Origin of the sequence: Veillonella sp. 3891 (assembly GCF_003992315.1) — a bacterium.
GTDB lineage: Bacteria > Bacillota > Negativicutes > Veillonellales > Veillonellaceae > F0422.
In genome coordinates, this window is record NZ_RQVE01000001.1 from 38,234 (window position 1) to 57,263 (window position 19,030).

The window sequence follows — 19,030 nt, forward strand, 5'->3', positions numbered from 1 at the left end:
AGAGGGATATCTATGGTTGATTTAACGAAATATGCAGCCAAGGGTGGTTGCGCGTGTAAGATTGGGCCTCATATCTTAGCGGATGTGTTGCAACATATGCAGATGCCTACGCATCCAGCTGTATTGACCGATGCATCTGGTATGGAAGATGCTGGGGTGTATCAAATTAATGATAGTCAAGCCATTGTACAGACGGTGGATTTTTTTACACCTCCAGTGGCAGATCCTAGACTCTTTGGTCGAGTGGCGGCGTGTAATAGCCTAAGCGATGTATATGCTATGGGTGGTACTCCCATCTCAGCGCTGAATATTGTAGGTTTTCCGGTGCCTTTAGTGAAAGAAGGTGTCCTTCGTGAGGTATTAGAAGGTGCTAATGAGGTCTTACTAGAGACAGGAGTAGCGCTTCTTGGTGGTCATAGTATTGAAAATGAAGTGCCTGTTTTTGGAATGGCTGTGACAGGTCTCATCGATCCTCGACATATTTGGACTAATGGAGATGCTCGAGTTGGGGATGTGCTGATTCTATCTAAACCGATTGGGACCGGGATTATGAACACGGCTGCAAAAGGTGGCGTATTCTCGGAAGGTGTGCAGGAAGCTATGCAAAGCATGGGAACGATTAATAAAGGGGCTCGAGATGTGGCTGCACAGTTTGCTGTTCATGGCTGTACGGATATTACAGGGTTTAGTTTAATTGGTCATGTGTCTGAAATGGCAAAAGCTAGTGGAACCTCTATTGAACTCTATGTGGAGCAAATTCCTCTCTTTACCGATGTATTAGAGGCTGCTAGTATGGGTTTAGTTCCAGCGTCCACGTATGGGAATCGCAAGGCTCTGGGAGACCAAGCAGAATTTTCGGCTCATTTAGAGCCTGTATGGAGCGATATTTGCTTTGATCCACAAACATCGGGTGGTTTATTATTTGCTTGTTCTGAAAGTGAAGGAAAGCAGTTGCTTTCAGAGTTACAAGCAAAGGGTTTACAGGCTGCACAGATCGGCCGTGTCATTCAGGAAGGAAGGAAACAAGTCTATGTCAAATAAAGAAGTAACGATAGATATGCGAGGCCAAGTATGCCCAGCGCCGGTGATTGAAGCGAAAAAGGCGATGGATGCCGATGCAAATACGTATGTGAAAGTCATCGTCGACAATGATGTGAGTCGTGACAATGTGGTGAAATTAGGGGAATACCGAGGCTATGAAAACCATGTGCTAGAGCAAGAGGGAAATTACATTGTGGTATTGATTCCTCCTACAGCGGTGAAAGAGGAAGTGGCTGCGGTTAGTGCTGTGAATATTCAAACGTCGAATGATCTAGAAGACCTAGATTTGGAAGCTATTTTTGAAAATGAATTTGCTGCCCCTTTAGGAAAGGTTGTCACAAATACAACGATTGCTGGTGGAGAGGCCCCATTTTATATGACAAATGGAACAGGTAGCTTGGAACGTAGCATAGCAGCCTATGAAAAAACAAAAGCAGAAAAAGCAGCTATGGGCGCACCGATTAGTCAAGATACGGTACCACCTGAATTGATGGGAACTGCGGGACCGTCTGTGCCAACCTCTTCTATGGGCGGTAAAGTGCTATTGTTGACAAAAGATTATTTAGGGGAAGGCAGTGAAGAGTTAGGTCGTAATTTGATGAAAACGTTCATCTATGTATTGACAGAAACAGATGTGAAACCAAAAGCCATCTATTGCATTAATAGCGCTGCAAAAATGCTAGTAGAAGGGTCGGAACATATAGAAAACTTGAAAGCCTTAGAAGCGGCAGGGGTCACTGTTAGTGGTTGTGGCATTTGCTTAGACTTTTACGAGGTGAAAGACAAAGTACAAGTAGGCACTATTACGAATCTGTATGCTATTACTGAAAGTATGATGCAAGAACCCTTTGTTACATTGTAATTAGAGGCGTGGTAACATTGACAGATAGAACTGGAAAGATGGAATGAGGTAGGCGGACATGAACGTTTTTGCAGTAGATAGTAAGAAACCTGATACAGCCACAGATAAGGTACCACAAAAAGTACTCGTTCTATTTAGCTCTTACTATTTTGCAGACAAAGCAGATAAAATGCTAGGGCAATATAAAGTGCCTCATCAGTTAATGCCAGTTCCACCAGAGCTATCTAGCGCTTGTGGGCTCTCTATTGGTGTGCAAGAAGAATACATAGAAGAAGTGTTGCGTATCTTTGAAGTAGAAAAAATAACCCCTTCTCATATGTATTATTATGAAAAGGGGAAAGAGCCGATAGAATATGTACGTACACTTTGCTAACATAGGTAATAGTAAATAGTTGAGGATGTATTAAAATAGTATAAACAGTATAAAAGCTAGGCACACGGAAAATGTGTGCCTAGTTTTTTATGCGTAGTTTGTATGTAAACGTGTTTATATGCTTGCATCATTGATAGATACATATTGTAAATGAGTTTTGAAGTGAAAGAAAGTAAAAGAGGCATATACAGTGATATTCTAAGTCAAAGTACACTGTATATGCCTGTATTGTATTAGTAGGTTATTATACGTTGAAGCGGAAATGCGTTACATCGCCGTCTTTCATGATATAGTCTTTGCCTTCTAGGCGAACAAGACCTTTTTCTTTAGCCGCATTTTGGCTGCCGCAAGCTTCTAAATCGTCAAAGGATACGATTTCTGCACGAATGAAACCTTTTTCGATGTCAGAGTGGATTTTACCGGCTGCTTGAGGTGCTTTTGTGCCTTCTACAATAGTCCAAGCGCGAGCTTCCATTTCGCCCGCTGTAAAGTAGTTAATTAAACCCAATAAGGAATAACTAGCTTTGATTAATTTTGTTAAACCACTTTCTTCTAACCCAAGGTCAGCTAAGAAAGCCGTTGCTTCTTCGTCGGATAATTCAGCAATTTCAGATTCAATGCGAGCAGATACCACAACTACGCCAGAGCCTTCTTTTGCTGCATATTCTTCTACTTGCTTTACAAATTCGTTGCCAGAGTAATCGGATACTTCGTCTTCTCCCACGTTGGCTACGTATAAAGATTTTTTAGCTGTTAATAGTGTTAAGTCTTTTAAGATTTCCAATTCATCTTCTGTTAAGCCTTGGGCACGAACAGGAATAGCATCGCCTAATGCAGCAGATACTTTTTCTAAAATAGGCGCTTCAATGCGAGCATCTTTGTCACCAGATTTTGCTAACTTAGCAATACGTTGTAAGCGTTTATCTACGCTTTCAAGGTCGGCTAAACAAAGTTCAGTGTTGATGATTTCAATATCGCGAACAGGATCTACAGAACCAGCCACATGTGTAATGTTAGGGTCATCGAAACAACGAATGACTTGAGCGATGGCATCGACTTGGCGAATGTGGCTTAAGAATTTGTTACCCAAACCTTCACCTTTGGATGCACCAGCCACTAATCCAGCGATGTCTACGAAACGCATAGCAGCTGGTAAGATGCGTTTAGAACCGAACATCTCAGCCAACACAGCTAAACGAGCGTCTGGTACGTCTACTACGCCTACATTTGGTTCAATGGTACAAAAAGGGTAGTTTGCTGCTTCTGCGCCAGCTTTTGTAATAGCATTAAACAATGTACTTTTTCCGACATTTGGAAGGCCTACAATGCCTACTTCTAAATTTGTGCTCATGTGAGGGTAACTCCTTTGTTAATTGCGAAAAAATATCGAAGTAATATAAAGGCCTAACGATATAAGGTTTCGCGTACCTTAACACGTTAGGCATTTCGATTTTTGATACGTTTCGAGATGAGCCTAACGCCTAGTGCGCGTTGTGGGCTCTCTTTTTTACAGTCATAGTATACCATAATTGCATACTACCTGCCAATAGATTTATAGAAAATATAAAAATAGAGGAACGTTGACACTTTTTGATCGACGTTCCTCTATTTTTTTAGTGCTATTTGTTACAACCTCGTGTATCTCATGAAAGGAGATACTATTGTCAAAGGTATATCTTATAGATAATGGGCACGTAATTCTTCAGCAGATTTTGGGGATAACCAAGCTGGTGCGATATCGAATACTGTGAAAGTACCACGGCCACCATGTGCTGCTAAGCGATGTACGCCACGGGCGAAGGCAACGAGTACTGCACCAGTGAACTCAGGGTTAGAATCTAATTGTAAACCGAAGTCGTAGATGTGTTTTGTACCTGTTGTAGTTTCGCCACTACGGATGACAAGACCACCATGAGGGATGCCTCTGTGGTGGGCATCTAACTCTTCTTGGGAAATGAAAGTCACTGTTGTTTCATAACCAACGAAGTAGTTAGGCATTGTTTTGATTTCGTTTTCAATGCGAGCTGCATCAGCGCCTTCTTCAAGCGCTACATAGCATTCGCGAAGGTGAGAAGAAGTCGCTGTGACTTCAGGAGTTTCACCATTGCGGATGGCAGAGATGATTTCTTGTTTAGGTACAGTGTATTGACGAGCATCTGCTACGCCTTCGATACGACGGATTGCATCGGAATGACCTTGAGATACGCCACGGCCCCAGAATGTGTAAGAATCACCTTGTGGTAAGATGCTTTCAGCGTATACACGTTGCAAGGAGAACATGCCAGGGTCCCAACCGCAAGAAATTAAAGCAGCAGTGCCAGCTTCTTGTGCTACTTTACGTACGTTTTCGAAATGCTCAGGGATGCGAGCATGTGTGTCGAAACTATCGATGACATTGAAATGAGCTGCGATAGCTGGAGTTTGATCGATTAGGTCTGTGGCACTACCACCGCATAATACCATGACGTCGATTTTGCCTTTGAAAGATTCAACTTCTTCCATAGTGTAGCTAGGCACGCCACTGACAGTTTGTAAACCAGAACGGCGAGAGAATACACCGACTAATTCCATATCTGGTTGTAATGCTACAGCCGCTTCTACACCGCGACCAAGGTTACCGTATCCAACGATACCAATACGAATGTTGCTCATGTTACTTCCTTTCGTGAAAGTTGACACTTTCATTAATATGAAACACTATACGGACTGTAATAAGAAATTACAGTATATGATGAAATACAATAGAGGAACTGTGTCCGCTATTTTTCGCATGTACCATTATAGCGAAAAATTCCCATGGAGAAAAGGGGGATTTTAAAATTGTAGTGTTTTAATACGTTCTACTGCACGAAGTGTATTTTCACGGCTGCCAAAGGCAGTTAAGCGTAAATAACCTTCACCTTCCGGACCAAAACCAGAACCAGGAGTGCTCACAATGTGTACTTTTTCTAATAAAGTGTCGAATAAGTCCCAGCTACTCATGCCAGCAGGAGCTTGGATCCAAATGTATGGGGCATCTACACCACCAAATACAGTAAGACCAATAGCTTCTAAGCCTTCACGAATGATACGAGCGTTTTCCATGTAATAAGCGATGTGCTCTTTGATTTGGGCACGACCTTCTGGAGTGTAAACAGCAGCAGCACCACGTTGGATGATGTAAGGAACACCGTTGAATTTTGTCGTTTGGCGACGATTCCACATAGGATTTAGAGGAACGCGTTTGCCTTCTGCGTTTTTAGCCGTTACTTCATGAGGAACTACTGTGTAGGCGCAACGAGTGCCAGTAAATCCAGCTGTTTTAGAGAAAGATCTGAATTCGATAGCCACTTCACGAGCGCCTTCGATTTCATAAATAGAACGAACTGTATCCGTAGAAGTGATGAAAGCTTCGTAAGCAGAGTCGAACATCAAAATCGCTTCGTTTTCTTTACACCATTGCACCCATTCTGCTAAGCGAGCACGGCTTAATACAGTACCAGTTGGATTGTTAGGGCAGCAAAGGTATACGATATCTACTCGCTCTTTTGGAAATGCAGGAGAGAAGTTGTTCTCTGCATTCGTTGGTAGGTATACTACTTTTTCATAAATACCATCGATAGCTTTGCCAGTACGACCGCCCATGACATTGGAATCTAGGTATACAGGGTATACAGGGTCGGTGATTGCAATGATGTTATCTTCGGAGAAAATTTCTTGGATGTTACCCACATCAGATTTTGCTCCGTCAGACACGAATATTTCATCCGGTTGGATTGTGATGCCTAGGGGAGCGTAATCTCCTTCGGCGATAGCGTTGCGCAAGAAATCGTAGCCTTGTTCAGGGCCGTAGCCACGGAATGTGTCGGCAGATCCCATTTCATCTACTGCTGCATGCATAGCTTCGATGACAGCCGGTACAAGAGGACGTGTCACATCACCAATGCCAAGGCGAATGATGTCTGCATCAGGATGGCTTTCTTTGAAAGCTTCTACTTTACGAGCAATATTAGCGAATAAATAAGAACCTTGTAGGTTTTCATAATTTGGATTTACAGTAGCCATAGGAGCTCCTTATCTTAAAATATAACAATAGTAATCTATAGAGAAGCAAAGGGACTTCAAGAGAACCTTTAAATTGCATCTCTATATTCTATAGTATTAATAGCAATATGTCAAAGCAAAAAACAGGACCGCTCTAAGAACGGCCCTGTAAAGGTTAATAGTTATATTGTTAATAGGGTTCGCTGTACTTTCCTCAAACGATACATATAGCACAAGGCAGCGGTCGAAGTACTAGTTAATAATCCAATCCATACTGAATAGGGACCGAAGTCTGTGAATAAGAAGCAAAGATAGGCCACAGGGACAGTCACGCCCCAGTATGTGCCGATAGCAATAATAGATACGCTTGTTACATCTCGATAGGCACGTAGCACTCCTTGCAATGGAGTGCCTAAGGCATCGATAATAGTGAAGAATACGGCGTAAGAAATGAAACTTTCAATGAGAGGAATCATGTGATCCTCATTGGTGAACAGCCCTGCCAAGTAATCGATGTGCGTAAAAGAGTAGGTGCCAATGCAAAGGGCGATAAAGATAGCTACGCCACGAGTAATCCATGTATAGGTAATGGCCTGCTCGTATCGTTTGGCACCCAATTCATAGGCGATGACAATGGTAGAAGCCATGCTCAAGCTGAGAGGAAAGGAGAAAGTAACACCTAGGAAACTAGCTGCAGCTTGATGGGCTGCAATGATGTCCGTACCGAAGTTGGCCATGGAAATACCAGCAGCGCTGAAAATGCTAATCTCAGCGAAGATAGATAATCCGATAGGAATACCTAAGGACAATTGGTCGCGAATGAGTACCCAACTAGGTCCTGTAAAAGAGGACCAAAAGTGATAGTGCTTAAATTTTTGGTGGTACGTAATCATTCCAAGATAACAGAACATCATATACCAATAGGCGATGACTGTTGCGATGCCGGCACCGAAGCCACCGAAGGCAGGAATAGGGCCGAGACCTGGAATAAAGATAGCATTGCCAATGGATTGAATCAAGACACTACTACTAATAATGTATAAAGAATAGCGTGTATTGCCATGAGCATCGACGATGTATCGGAAAGCGGACATGATCATCATGGCAGGAAAGGCTACGCACATTGCATGCATATATTGCAGACATACTATTTTAGCAGCGGGCTCAATGCCGAGCATGTCTAGTAAAGGAGAAAGACCGCTGACGGTGGCTATAATAAGACATGTTGCGAAGATAAGTCCCAAGTAGACGTTTTGCCACATAATAGAAGCGATAGATTCTGTTTTTTTAGCTCCTAAAGCGTGAGATACGATAGGAGTGACTCCTAGAAGAATACCGGTGAGACCAAAAAAGGCTGCTACCCATAAATTATAGCCCATAGCCATGCCGGCTAGATCCACTGTACTATATTGCCCCGTTAAGGTGACAGCTACAAAGCTGCCGAGAATTAATGAAACTTGTGTTGCTGTGACGGGGGCGGCCACTAAACAAAAGTGTTTAATCATCGAAAGTAAAGACATAGTGCCTCCCAAAACAAACTTACTTACATTTTTAATATTTTTAATAACATTTAATTTTATCACTAAATATACTTTATGTCTATGACTATCAGGAGGTATTGTCTCTTAAAAGGATGTGGTATATAATGATGATAATTCAGTTATATCAATGGGTATAACGTGGTATGTTGCATAGAAAATATAGAAGTATATAATTTTCGCATAGAATTATACTTTTAATGCAACTGTTATGGTAGAGACACAAGAAAGGAGTTATATGTTAGGAGCAATCATTGGTGATATGGCAGGCTCTATCTATGAGTTTGATAATATCAAAAGCCGAGATTTTGAGTTCTTATCAGAACAATGTGAGCCTACAGATGATTCAATTTTAACATGTGCTATTGCACGGGCTTTGATTGACGTAAAAGGAAGGGGGACGCAGCTAGAACGAGTGACTATGTTTCGCATAAAAGAATATTTTCTTGCCAATCCGTTGCCAATGGGTGGATTTGGAGCGAAGTTTTTTCAATGGGCTTTGTCGGATGTAACTGAACCTTATGGTAGTTGGGGCAATGGAGCGGCTATGCGTATTAGTCCTGTAGCGTATGTAGCGAATAGTGAAATGGAAGTCAAATTGTTGAGCCAAATTGTAACAGGTACGACTCATAATGATCCAGAAGGATTAAAAGGAGGAGAGGTGACAGCGTTAGCCGTGTTCAAAGCATTGCATGGAGCGACGAAAGAGGAAATCCAAAAGATGGTAAAATCCTACTATCCAGGTGACTACAGTGTGGAAGAACTGCACAGGACGTATACGTTTGAGCCAAGCTGTCAGAAAACTGTGCCAGAAGGCATGCAGTGTTTCTTTGAAAGTGAAGATTATGAATCGGCTATCCGTAATGTAATGTACATCGGTGGTGACTGCGATACCTTAGGTGCTATCGTTGGTGCTGTAGCAGGTGCTTATTATGGTATTCCAGAATGGATACAAGAAAAAGCCTTGTCAATGATGCCAGACTACATGGTGGAAGATTATGAAGATTTTAAGACCATGTATATGGACAAAGAAAAAACCCTCTAAAGCTAGCGCTGGACACGCATATTGCCTTTGAGGGTATGATACAAGGGGCCGGAATCCCCATGCAATTGTATTGTACCATGTGAAAGGCAATGACGATAGAGAGAAAATAAAAAAGAACCTGCCCGCCGGCAGGTTCTTTTTAGGATGATGATGTACGCCCATACAAAATCATGACAACTATATCAACACTTTGAGTGCTAATACCATAATGGTAAGTTCACTTGGCCATGATAAGGCGATCATCAATATGTGACGTATCCCATACAACGCATATCGTAGTAATAAAAAATCCTTTTTCTTGCATTTTGGAGTATCAGAAAAAGGCCTTTGATTCTCCTCCCTATCTCTCGTAGGTCAAGTGGTGAATGATGAATAGGCAGTTCTCCTGACTCAGCTTCAACGCGCCTCCAGCCTTCCCAGTTTCCCAGTGACATAATTTGGATTTGCTCTGCTTTACAGTGGCGGGACCGTGCCAGACTTTAACTGGCTTCTCTATTATGCTTTCGCACCTATTCCCGAATGTTTGATTGTATGTGTGTATTGTACTCTTTTGTTTTTTTTATGTCAAGAACAAGATGAATACGTATGACTTTTTTATAATTAGGGTGGTATAATTGTGACTTTTATTACTAATTATCATACCTTGTATTATCTGCACAGGTATTCAGTCTTATATAACCTGTTGAATGGATTTTTTATAGTTATATACTGTATATGATGAAAGCAATGACTACTATTATTAATAATAAATAACCACAGCCTGCTGTTGACGAAGGTTCTTGTGTGGAATCAGAGTTTACTGGCTTCGGATTGCTAGGTGGTGTTGATGTAGGTAACAAATTGTAGCTACACTTTGGACAGTTCGCCCAGGCTTTACGCATGTGATGACCACAACGGGGGCATGTAGGCGTGAATGGGATAGAATTACTTGTAGTACTAGCGCCATCAGGGTAACGTTCGTAGTGAGTATAAGACATTCCACTACCAGGAAGGCCCACAGTTGTGCGTACTCCATCCTTTCCTACAGTCATCTTTGCCCCACGAGGACCGATGCTGGCACTGACTCCGCTTTTACCAAAATTAAGGCGAATGCCAGGTGCAATCTTTAAGGTTCTTCTGAATCTAAAACCCATGTGTATCCCCTCCTTCTCTCATTAATTTTTAGGTGTGGTTCCTAAGTGTTTGTCGAACGTATTCTTATGTATCATTGTACAATACTTTCATAGAATTGAATACTGATTTATAGGTATGAAAGATGAAAGGTATCGTAATAGAATTGTCCGAGATTGGAGTACTCCTTTTCTTGCTAAATGGATAGCATTAATTTATAATGAATGAAGATAATACAATATATTGTGAAACATAAAGGATGAAAGAATGAAATATACAAGTACGCGCAGTCATGAAACGGTGAGTGAAACCTTTGCGTTGCTCAATGGATTGGCGAGTGATGGCGGTCTTTACGTGCCAGAAACATTTCCGGAGAAATGCCTTTCCTATCAAGATGTAGCAGACAAAAGTTATGAAGAAATTGCACTGGTTGTGTTGAGTAAGTTATTTACTACTTTTACAGAAGCAGAATTAGAAACGATGATTCGCAGTGCTTACAATACGGTGAACTTTGATACACCAGATATGGCGCCTATGCATTCCTTGTTAGAGCGAGTGTCTGTGTTGGAGTTGTTCCACGGTCGTACACAAGCTTTTAAAGATATGGCGTTGTCCTTATTCCCTTATTTGTTGGTGGCAGCGAAAGAAGCGGAGCAAGAAACAAAAGAAGTATTGATCTTGACAGCCACCTCTGGTGATACAGGGAAAGCAGCCTTAGAAGGGTTCAAAGATGTGCCAGGAACGCACATTCAAGTGTTTTTTCCTACAGACGGCGTTAGCCCAATGCAACAAGAGCAAATGCAAAAGCAAGAAGGGGCCAATGTAAATGTAACGGCCATCGAAGGGAACTTCGATGATGCGCAACAATTCTTGAAACGTCTCTTTGTGGATGCTGATGTGGCGAAGGAAGTGGCAGACAAAGGGGTGAAGTTCTCCTCTGCAAACTCCATCAATATCGGCCGACTAGCGCCACAAGTGGTGTACTATGTAGCAGCCTATGCGGAGCTAGTGAATACAGGAGCTATCCACGAAGATGAAGCGTTCAACGTGGTGGTGCCAACAGGTAACTTTGGCAATATTTTGGCGGCGTACTATGCAAAACGCATGGGTATTCCAGTGGGCAAATTGATTTGTGCATCCAATCAAAACAATGTACTGGCAGATTTCTTCAGCACTGGTACGTATGATATGAATCGTCCATTTTACACGACCATATCTCCATCCATGGATATTTTAGAAAGTTCTAATTTTGAACGCTTTATCTATTATGTGAGTGGTGAAAATGCGGAATTGACAGCACAGCGCATGAAAGCGTTGAAAGCAGAGGGGAAATTCTCTGTAACAGCAGAAGAACTACAAGCAGTGCAAAAAGAATTTGCTGGTGCTTATGTAGACGATGAGATGACAAAAGCTGTTATTGAGCAAGTATACAATTCCTATGGATATGTGATGGATCCACACACAGCGGTGGCGATGGGAGCTTATATGAAAGAGCTAGAGGCTCATCCTGAAGATGGTCACCGTCACACAGTGATTGCTTCCACGGCACATCCTTTCAAATTCCCAACACCGATTTGCGAAGCTTTGGATATCAAAGTAGGAGCAACTCCTTATGAAAGCTTAGACAATATTTCCGCTGTTACAGGCGTGAGTTGTCCAAAACAATTGGCGGAGTTACAACACAAACCATTGCGTTTTACTAAGGTGATTCCGAAAGAATCTATGAAAGAAGAAATTCTATCCTTTGTGGATACTTTCAAACAATAGGTGACCTATGGTACAAGCATTTTTCTTTTCCCTCATGTCATCCTTCGCCTTCAGTATTATGAATTTATTCGTGAAACTTCTAGGCGATGGTATGCCGGCGGCAGAGGTGACATTTTTCAGAGGGCTCATAGGAACAATTGCCGTACTCATAGTGATGCGACAAAAAGGAATTTCTTTTTCCACGGAACATAGAGGACTATTAACCTTGCGTGGTATCTTCGGTGGATTAGGAAATTTAAGTAATTTCATTGCATTAGTCTATATGACGATGGCAGATGCATCCATACTATTTCAATTATCAGGTATATTCGTCCTGATTTTTAGCAACTTTGTGTTGAAAGAAAAATTGCCTGATGGATCTGCTAAATGGTTAGGATTGATCTTCTTAGCCGTTGTGTATATGATTCAACCATGGAATTTATCGGGATTGCATTGGTATTCTTTTATTGCCATTGCAGGAGCAGCCTTATCGGCGGCGGCCTATACAACGATTCGCACCATTAGCTTAAAGGGCGGTCACAGTTCCTATGAAATTATGTTTTATTTTTTAGTCACCACCATGCTAGTAGGCGGCATCGTGATGATACCAGAATTTGTGTGGCCTAATGCAACACAAGCGCTGTATTTGGGATGCATTGGAGCCATTTCCGTAGTGGCTCAGTTCTTCCTAACCGGTGCATTTGTGGCAACCAATGCGGTGGTGGCACAATTTATGCAATATGTAGGGGTATTCTTTAACTCCTTCTGGGGATTTATCGTCTTCGGAGAAAACCTAGCCTTGGCGACCGTCATTGCAGGTATTATTATGTTTAGTTCATCAGTGATGTTGGCTCGTTTGAAAGAAGAACAAGCTCACACACGGTAGTCAATCAAGAAAGAGGTATGACGATGAGTGAAAAATTATATCAATTTGGTCTAGTCGGTTTGGCTGTTATGGGACAAAACTTGGCCCGTAACATTGCCCGTCATGGATTCAGCATTGCTGTGTACAACCGTACACCACAAAAAACAGATGAGTTTGTAGCCAACTATAGCCATGAAGGAACAATCGGAGGAGCACATACACCAGAAGAATTTGTAGCGATGTTAGAGAAACCTCGTAAAATCATGTTCTTGGTGAAAGCAGGTCAACCTGTAGACGACATGATCGAAGCGTTCTTACCATATTTAGACCAAGGTGATACATTAATCGATGGCGGTAACTCCCATTACCCAGATACAATCCGTCGTACAAAATACTTAGAATCCAAAGGATTCCGTTTCTTAGGCGTTGGTGTATCTGGCGGTGAAGAAGGCGCTTTGAACGGACCGAGCTTAATGCCAGGTGGTAACGAAGCGTCTTACAACGAATTAGCGCCAATCTTTACATCTATTGCAGCCCAAGTGGCAGACGGTCCTTGCTGCACATACGTAGGCGATGACGGTGCTGGTCACTATGTAAAAATGGTTCATAACGGCATCGAATATGGCGACATGCAATTGATTTCCGAAGCCTACTTCATGATGAAAGAATTGCTTCGTATGAGTGATGACGAAATCGGTGATGTATTTGCGAAATGGAATACAGGATTATTAGATTCTTATTTAATCGAAATCACTGCTAAAATTATGAAAGTAAAAGATACTGATGGAACTCCATTAGTAGAAAAAATCTTGGACAAAGCAGGTCAAAAAGGTACTGGTAAATGGACGAGCCAAGAAGGCTTAGACCTTGGTGTGCCAATTCCAACTATTGCTGAAGCGGTATTTGCTCGTGCTATGTCCGCCTACAAAGCGGAACGTGTGTTGGCAGAACCAGTGTTGGCAGGTCCTACAGAAGTATTTGAAGGCGATAAAGAAGCCTTGATTGATGCGATTCATTCTGCCTTATATGCGTCTAAAATTTGTTCCTATGCACAAGGCTTTGCATTGATTAAAGCAGCAGCAAAAGAATATAATTGGAATATCAACTTCGGTGATATGGCATTATTGTGGCGTGGTGGTTGCATTATCCGTGCAGCATTCTTAGAAGATATTAAAAAAGCATTCACTAATAACCCTGATTTAAATAACTTGATGTTGGATCCATTCTTCGCAGAAGCATTGCAAACACACCAAGCAAAATGGCGTGAAGCGATCATTGCTGCGAAACGTTATGGCATCCCAACACCTGCGTTCAGTGCATCCTTAGATTACTTCGATTCCTATCGTCGTGGCGTATTGCCAGCAAATCTAATCCAAGGACAACGTGACTTCTTCGGTGCTCACACCTACGAACGTACAGACAAAGAAGGCACATTCCATACAGAGTGGGCGGAAGCGTAAGAACTATATTGCATCTTTTTCCTAAAAATGCTAATCTATAACTAGATTTTGTGAAATGAACATATAGCAAACATCCCTAGGTGATGGCCTAGGGATGTTGACTTTTACAGGACAATGTTTTACTATATACATAAGAAGAGCAATTGATGTCTAACAGCGTCAAGCTCATCTCGGAATCTAAGATGAGGCCTAACGTGCAGAGTACGGCTAATACTCTACATATACGTTAGGCCTTAATACTTATATATTACTTGATCAATGTAATGATCATGACAATACATGTGATTAAAAGTACCACTAAGGTACATGAAGTTAATGCGATCATTAAAGCTTCAAATACAGTCATGGCACTCACCTCCTTTCGAGGGGGGATTTAACAAGTAAATCCGAAGTCTACTAAGAGATGAGCCAAACGCATATCGCCCCTAGGGGCAACATTAATTGCTCTAAGTTTAGTATAGCACTTTACAACTGGATAATACATAGCGAAGCGACTACTTCTTGCAGAGAATGTGAGGGGTGGTCGCTTTTAATTGTGTAGGTAAATTGTCTTTTATAGGAGAATATCTCATTAAAAATGTTGACGGGGGGGGGACATTTTGTATAATTGTGCTAAGAAGCGTCTTTATGACGTTGTAAAAGAGGGTGAGTTATCATAAAAGGAGGAAATGATAATGGCTATGTTTTTGTTTTTTGGGGCAATTATTTGGCTTTTAGTGGGGTTAGTCAAACCTAGAATGGTGGCGCCATTTTTCTCTACTAAACCTAGATTGAAAATTCTAGGAACATCAATAGTGATTATATGTGTTGGTATATGGCTTTCTGGGGATACTCCAGCTACAAAGCCTAAGGAAACAGCATCAACTACAAAAGTAGAGACTAAAAAAGAGAGTGAAAAAGAAGTTAAAAAAGCTGATACAGAAACAAAATCTGAGAATACACATAAAATAGGAGAAGTAGTTAAAACTAAAGAGTTTGAGTTTGTGGTATTAAATCGAGAAATTTTACCACAATGGATAGATGAGTATGGCGTTGAACATCAAAAACCGCAGGGCGTATATGTGGTTGTTACTTTAAAATATAAAAATATTAGTAATAATCCCGCAAAAATAGAGGGGAACGAAATTGGAATGGTGGCAGGAAAAAATTCCTATGCGTACTCTTATAGAATTGAACATGCTAACCAAGATTACCTAGATTTAGTCAATCCAGGGGTTGAGCATACGAAAAAACTTTATTTTGATGTGCCGCAAGATGTAGCTAATAGCAAAGCTTTGAATTTTGTTATTGGAGGAAGTGCTTTAAGCCGTACAAAGGATCAATATATTACTTTAAATCCATAGTTAAATAAATAGGTAGCTAATATGAAAACTTATAGATGCATTTCATGTAATAAGTCAATTGTAGCTGACTTTAATGGGAAGTTACAAAAAGGTATGATGAAGAAATCGGAAAAATATCTTTGTCCTACATGCTTTAAAAGTAGAAATCTTATTAATATGGAAATTGAGGATTTAGAGTACGAAGAGCTCTTAGCTTTATATAAAAAGAAAAAATGGGTTTCGCCTGAAGATTTTACTGTGACACATAGAGTACATCGTGTAGCACCAGGAAGAGCGAACAATGTATATATTGAATTAGATGAAAAAAGACAACTTGTTAATATACCTTTATTAGATACGGGCTTTTTTAGTGATACAATTACAGACTATTTAGTGCCTTTTGATAATATAGTAGATTTTGCAATTATAGATAATGGAAATCAAACTGGTGTGGGTAGTAGTTTAGTTGGAGCTGCAGTAGGTGGATTACTTTTTGGCGAAGCAGGTGGGATTATTGGTGCAATGTTACCGTCAAGAACTGATAATAGAAAATGTGAAATGCTACAAATTAAATTAGTATTGAATAGCATAGGTGCGTCTCAAAGATATATCAATTTTATCGGAGAACATTCAGGTGTACCACCACAGTCTAGGTCGTCTTACGAATATAAAAATATCTATAAAGCATTAGAAGAATGTGTGTCTCTTCTAACAATTATAATGAAAAGAAATGCAGAAAAGATAAATAATACAGTTGTAGTAACTGATACAAGACAACCATCTTATACTGGGAATCAATCAGTTGATATAATTGAAAGTATAAAAAAGTTAGCAGAATTAAAAGAACTCGGTTTAATTAATGAAAATGAGTTTGAAATGAAAAAAATAGAATTATTGAAGAAACTGTAGATTGGAGGGATATTAATGAAGGATATAGCGGGAACTTTATTCTTAATAGGTGGAGCTTATGCATTTGCAAAAACATTTTTTGGACATAGATTGCCTCTTGCTCTACAAGATAAAGCTGGATTAAAAATTACTTTAATTATGATTGTAAGTGTAATATTAATGTGGTTTGACTATTAACTATAACTTAATTGAAAAATATATTATTGAAGGGGAGTTGATAAATTAATCAACTCCTCTATTTTTGGAATATGTGAATGTAGAATTCATTTACTTATCTTGCGACCAGCTTTCTATGAATGATATAATTTACTTAACAAATATTGTTGGATTAAGATAATCTGAGGGAGGTATTCTTATGAGCAAGGTAACGTTAACGTATTATGGTCATGCTACGTTTGCTTTGAGCAATGGTGAGGTCACGTTGGTATGTGATCCGTTTTTTACAGGTAATACTTGGGATGTGGCAAAGGCAGAGGATATACAGTGCCAATACATTTTTGTGTCTCATGGTCATGATGATCATTATGGTGATACCGATGTGATTGCGAAAAATAACGATGCTCTTGTCATCTCTACGGCTGAGGTAGCAGGTAAAGCGGCGTCTGCAGGTGCTCGCACGCATGCCATGCACTTAGGTGGAAAGTTCAATTTCCCATTTGGTTCCATTCGTTTAACGCCAGCCTTCCATGGTTCTGGAGTGCCAGGTGGACATGCAGCAGGCGTAGTGATTGAGTTCTTTGGTAAACGTGTATACTTTGCAGGTGATACGGCATTGTTCAGCGATATGAAGTTAATCAGCCGCCATGGTGACATCGACTATGCATTACTACCAATTGGCGATAACTACACCATGGGTGTGGAAGATGCAGTGACAGCAGCGTCTTGGATTCAAGCGAATACAACTATTCCAATTCATTACAAAACATGGCCTGTTATCGATAAAGAACCAGCAACCTTTGTAGCATTGTTGGAAGCAAAACATAAACAAGCAGGACTTGTGGTCGACCCGGGGCAAACTATTGAACTGTAATTACATATCACTAAGCTTATATTCATTTAGATGCGATAAAAAGATCTTTACATGAAGACGTATAATAGAAAGGAACTGTTCCTGAATCACATTGGGACAGTTCTTTTCTATATCTTAGACCTTTCACAATACAGATTACTGACGTCAATCCCTTCTCTATGGTATAATAATCTTCACATGGAGGTATCTATGAAATTAACACATTTTGATGAAGGCGGTAATGCGCATATGGTGGATGTGTCCCAAAAGGATCACACAGAGCGCGTGGCCGTAGCAGAAGGGTTCATTACGCTCAGTGAGGAAGCTTTCAGTATTGTGGCTAGCGGGAATGTCAAAAAAGGTGATGTTCTGGCAGTGGCACAATTGGCAGCCATCATGGGAGCGAAGCAAACGTCCAACCTCATTCCGCTCTGCCATCCATTGGCATTGACGAAGGTGAGTGTAGACTGTTCCTTGGTAGAAGAGAAACAAGCTGTGTGCATTCGTAGCACGGTGAAAACTACGGGCCCTACAGGGGTGGAAATGGAAGCGTTAACAGCGGTTCAAGTTGGTCTATTAACGGTCTATGATATGGTAAAAGCCGTAGATAAAAGTATGACCATTGGTCCTGTGTATCTTGTGGAAAAACAAGGTGGTAAAAGCGGACATTTTAAGCGATAAGATAGTAGGTGAATCATGGAAATTGTATTAGTAGAACCGGAAATTCCTGGTAATACGGGCAATATTGCACGCCTTTGTGCAGCAAATCATATGACACTACATTTGGTGGAACCATTGGGATTTTCCATTGAAGATAAATATTTAAAACGAGCAGGCCTTGATTATTGGCATTTAGTGGATGTAAAAATACATAAGTCTTTGGATGAAGTGTATGAGCAATATAATGACAGGCGTTTTTGGTATGCTACGACAAAGGCAGCCCATACCCATGCAGAAGTGCAATATGAAATTGGAGATATGTTAGTATTTGGTAAAGAGACAAAAGGCTTGCCAGAAGAAATTATTGCGGCTAATCCAGATACGTGCATTCGCATTCCTATGATTGATGAAGCGCGGTCTTTGAATTTATCGAATGCAGTGGCAATCATTGCCTATGAAGCTATGCGCCAACTGGATTTCCCAGATTTGCAGGCCGTTGGACCAGGAGTATCTATCGAGGTGTAGGCTCTTGATAGTAGGTGTTGGTCTATAGAAATAGTGTATATAATCAGTCTAATCATATGGTATAGTCTATATGCGGTGAAAACTATAGACTTTCACAGTACGACCGAAGATTAGATGTGATAGGTGGTATGGCATACACAATATATGAAAGTATATAAGAATGAAATCCTAATAGGATTGAGGAGGAATTATGAATTACGATTTAGCTTATGAATTGCAAAAAGCAATGCGCGACAGCGAAGAGCATAAAGAAATGATGGCAGCCCAAGAAGCGATTAAAGATGACCAAGCGGCAAAAGGCATGGTAGAAGAATTCATGTCTTTACAAATGCAATTGGAATATGCAAAAATTGCAGACGCTCCTGAAGCGGAAGATTTGTTGAAAAAATTAGAAGGATTATTGCCAATGGTGCAAGCTAATTCTGGTGCGAATGCATACTTAACAGCTCATGCACGTTGGACACAAGTGGCAAACGACATTTATCGCATCATCAGCGAACCAATCACTGAAGGTATGAAAATTTTAGAAAAGGCACAGTAAT

Annotated in this window: 19 protein-coding genes, 2 pseudogenes and 1 riboswitch; of the genes and pseudogenes, 15 read left to right on the forward strand and 6 right to left on the reverse strand. The window is 40.7% G+C overall.

The window, feature by feature from the left end; genetic code table 11:
* Nucleotides 1-12: 12 nt before the first annotated feature.
* From selD to EO118_RS00215, 4 genes and pseudogenes are all read left to right on the forward strand, one after another.
* Nucleotides 13-1,041 carry a selenide, water dikinase SelD gene (gene selD / locus EO118_RS00200; protein ID WP_127067951.1) on the forward strand — a complete coding sequence of 343 codons (1,029 nt, stop codon included), beginning with the start codon at nt 13-15 and terminating at the stop codon, nt 1,039-1,041.
* Nucleotides 1,042-1,105: 64 nt separating this feature from the next.
* Nucleotides 1,106-1,186, forward strand: a pseudogene (locus EO118_RS08795) (hypothetical protein); the annotation flags it as partial.
* Nucleotides 1,187-1,564: 378 nt separating this feature from the next.
* A pseudogene (gene yedF, locus EO118_RS08800) lies at nt 1,565-1,903 on the forward strand (sulfurtransferase-like selenium metabolism protein YedF); the annotation flags it as partial.
* Between the two features lie 58 nt (nt 1,904-1,961).
* On the forward strand, nt 1,962-2,276 hold the full coding sequence (locus tag EO118_RS00215; protein WP_127067953.1) for a DUF3343 domain-containing protein: 315 nt from the start codon (nt 1,962-1,964) through the stop codon (nt 2,274-2,276).
* 244 nt (nt 2,277-2,520) lie between these two features.
* Here the strand turns inward: EO118_RS00215 and ychF are convergent, their stop codons facing one another.
* From ychF to EO118_RS00235, 4 genes are all read right to left on the reverse strand, one after another.
* Nucleotides 2,521-3,627 carry a redox-regulated ATPase YchF gene (gene ychF / locus EO118_RS00220; RefSeq protein WP_127067955.1) on the reverse strand — a complete coding sequence of 369 codons (1,107 nt, stop codon included), beginning with the start codon at nt 3,625-3,627 and terminating at the stop codon, nt 2,521-2,523.
* A gap of 326 nt (nt 3,628-3,953) precedes the next feature.
* The gene (locus EO118_RS00225) at nt 3,954-4,928 is read right to left on the reverse strand and encodes a diaminopimelate dehydrogenase (protein WP_127067957.1); all 975 of its coding nucleotides are present in this window, start codon (nt 4,926-4,928) and stop codon (nt 3,954-3,956) included.
* Nucleotides 4,929-5,090: 162 nt separating this feature from the next.
* Nucleotides 5,091-6,320, reverse strand: a complete 1,230-nt coding sequence (locus EO118_RS00230) for an LL-diaminopimelate aminotransferase (protein ID WP_127067959.1) — start codon at nt 6,318-6,320, stop codon at nt 5,091-5,093.
* A 161-nt stretch (nt 6,321-6,481) separates the two neighbouring features.
* The gene (locus EO118_RS00235; protein WP_127067961.1) at nt 6,482-7,819 is read right to left on the reverse strand and encodes an MATE family efflux transporter; all 1,338 of its coding nucleotides are present in this window, start codon (nt 7,817-7,819) and stop codon (nt 6,482-6,484) included.
* A 256-nt stretch (nt 7,820-8,075) separates the two neighbouring features.
* Between EO118_RS00235 and EO118_RS00240 the strand changes: the two genes are divergently transcribed.
* Nucleotides 8,076-8,882 (forward strand): ADP-ribosylglycohydrolase family protein, encoded by an 807-nt coding sequence (locus EO118_RS00240; RefSeq protein WP_127067963.1) that lies wholly within the window; start codon nt 8,076-8,078, stop codon nt 8,880-8,882.
* Nucleotides 8,883-9,239: 357 nt separating this feature from the next.
* Nucleotides 9,240-9,410: riboswitch (cobalamin riboswitch) on the reverse strand.
* A 173-nt stretch (nt 9,411-9,583) separates the two neighbouring features.
* On the opposite strand, the gene EO118_RS00245 is transcribed toward EO118_RS00240, so the two are convergent.
* The gene (locus tag EO118_RS00245; RefSeq protein ID WP_127067965.1) at nt 9,584-10,015 is read right to left on the reverse strand and encodes a DUF4236 domain-containing protein; all 432 of its coding nucleotides are present in this window, start codon (nt 10,013-10,015) and stop codon (nt 9,584-9,586) included.
* 244 nt (nt 10,016-10,259) lie between these two features.
* Here EO118_RS00245 and thrC point away from each other — a divergent pair, with 244 nt between their 5' ends.
* From thrC to gnd, 3 genes are read left to right on the forward strand one after another with little or no spacing between them, the layout of a single operon-like run.
* Nucleotides 10,260-11,759 carry a threonine synthase gene (gene thrC, locus EO118_RS00250; protein ID WP_127067967.1) on the forward strand — a complete coding sequence of 500 codons (1,500 nt, stop codon included), beginning with the start codon at nt 10,260-10,262 and terminating at the stop codon, nt 11,757-11,759.
* Between the two features lie 7 nt (nt 11,760-11,766).
* Nucleotides 11,767-12,624 carry a DMT family transporter gene (locus EO118_RS00255; protein WP_127067969.1) on the forward strand — a complete coding sequence of 286 codons (858 nt, stop codon included), beginning with the start codon at nt 11,767-11,769 and terminating at the stop codon, nt 12,622-12,624.
* Nucleotides 12,625-12,647: 23 nt separating this feature from the next.
* The gene (gene gnd, locus EO118_RS00260; protein WP_127067971.1) at nt 12,648-14,063 is read left to right on the forward strand and encodes a decarboxylating NADP(+)-dependent phosphogluconate dehydrogenase; all 1,416 of its coding nucleotides are present in this window, start codon (nt 12,648-12,650) and stop codon (nt 14,061-14,063) included.
* 247 nt (nt 14,064-14,310) lie between these two features.
* On the opposite strand, the gene EO118_RS08705 is transcribed toward gnd, so the two are convergent.
* A complete protein-coding gene (locus EO118_RS08705; protein ID WP_240626942.1) occupies nt 14,311-14,409 on the reverse strand; it encodes a putative holin-like toxin in 99 nt (32 codons plus the stop codon).
* Between the two features lie 328 nt (nt 14,410-14,737).
* Here EO118_RS08705 and EO118_RS00265 point away from each other — a divergent pair, with 328 nt between their 5' ends.
* The 7 genes from EO118_RS00265 (at nt 14,738) to EO118_RS00290 (ending at nt 19,029) form a co-directional block, all read left to right on the forward strand.
* Nucleotides 14,738-15,406 carry a DUF4352 domain-containing protein gene (locus EO118_RS00265; protein ID WP_164723911.1) on the forward strand — a complete coding sequence of 223 codons (669 nt, stop codon included), beginning with the start codon at nt 14,738-14,740 and terminating at the stop codon, nt 15,404-15,406.
* 21 nt (nt 15,407-15,427) lie between these two features.
* Nucleotides 15,428-16,294, forward strand: coding sequence for an SHOCT domain-containing protein (locus tag EO118_RS00270; RefSeq protein WP_127067975.1), 867 nt, complete (start codon nt 15,428-15,430; stop codon nt 16,292-16,294).
* A 15-nt stretch (nt 16,295-16,309) separates the two neighbouring features.
* Complete coding sequence (locus EO118_RS08565; protein WP_164723867.1) at nt 16,310-16,471, forward strand: hypothetical protein; 162 nt, start codon at nt 16,310-16,312, stop codon at nt 16,469-16,471.
* A 178-nt stretch (nt 16,472-16,649) separates the two neighbouring features.
* Nucleotides 16,650-17,324, forward strand: a complete 675-nt coding sequence (locus tag EO118_RS00275; RefSeq protein WP_127067977.1) for a metal-dependent hydrolase — start codon at nt 16,650-16,652, stop codon at nt 17,322-17,324.
* A 189-nt stretch (nt 17,325-17,513) separates the two neighbouring features.
* Entirely contained in the window at nt 17,514-17,984 is a 471-nt protein-coding gene (gene moaC / locus EO118_RS00280) for a cyclic pyranopterin monophosphate synthase MoaC (RefSeq protein ID WP_062400980.1), read from the forward strand.
* Between the two features lie 15 nt (nt 17,985-17,999).
* Nucleotides 18,000-18,488 carry a tRNA (uridine(34)/cytosine(34)/5-carboxymethylaminomethyluridine(34)-2'-O)-methyltransferase TrmL gene (trmL, locus tag EO118_RS00285; protein ID WP_127067979.1) on the forward strand — a complete coding sequence of 163 codons (489 nt, stop codon included), beginning with the start codon at nt 18,000-18,002 and terminating at the stop codon, nt 18,486-18,488.
* A 190-nt stretch (nt 18,489-18,678) separates the two neighbouring features.
* Nucleotides 18,679-19,029 carry a YlbF family regulator gene (locus tag EO118_RS00290; RefSeq protein WP_127067981.1) on the forward strand — a complete coding sequence of 117 codons (351 nt, stop codon included), beginning with the start codon at nt 18,679-18,681 and terminating at the stop codon, nt 19,027-19,029.
* The last annotated feature ends 1 nt before the right edge of the window (nt 19,030 follow it).